This window comes from Thermobrachium celere DSM 8682 (genome assembly GCF_000430995.1).
GTDB classification, from domain to species: Bacteria; Bacillota; Clostridia; order Clostridiales; family Caloramatoraceae; genus Thermobrachium; species Thermobrachium celere.
On the sequence record NZ_HF952037.1, the window covers coordinates 1 to 532 of the forward strand.

Annotated in this window: 1 protein-coding gene and 1 pseudogene; both read left to right on the forward strand. The window is 31.3% G+C overall.

Annotation, left to right across the window (positions count from 1 at the left end):
- The coding region (locus tag TCEL_RS13920; protein WP_040684087.1) for a GNAT family N-acetyltransferase at positions 1 to 232 on the forward strand (232 nt) is incomplete at its 5' end.
- Between the two features lie 89 nt (positions 233 to 321).
- Positions 322 to 532 (forward strand): annotated as a pseudogene (locus TCEL_RS13270) (ATP-binding cassette domain-containing protein); the annotation flags it as partial.

The following is a 532-nucleotide window of genomic DNA, read 5'->3' on the forward strand; positions in this document are numbered from 1 at the left end:
ACACTCAGTATATCTTAAGGTTTATAGTTACAACGTAAATGCAATTAAATGCTATGAAAAAGTTGGATTTAAATATGCTGGAAGGCTAAGGGAAGCAATAGAAGTTGCTGGTGAAAGATATGATATTATTTATATGGATATCTTAAAAAATGAATTTAAGTCAGTTTATATTAAAGAAGTTGTAGAAAAGAAAAAAGTAGTCACCCAAGTGAAATGTGACATTATCCAATAAATGTAAGTAAAGTTCCACTTAAAAAAGTGGAACTTTTTATTAAGCCTTTTKKTGCCTGATTAAGAACAACAATCCCGATACAAATCTAAGATAAAGAATTTATAGTTCTAGTTGGACCATCAGGATGTGGAAAGTCAACTACACTTAGAATGATTGCAGGTCTAGAAGAAATATCATCAGGTGAGTTATATATTGGAGATAAAGCTTTGCAACGATGTTCCACCAAAGGATAGAGATATAGCGATGGTTTTCCAAAACTATGCACTTTATCCTCACATGACTGTATATGAAAATATGGCA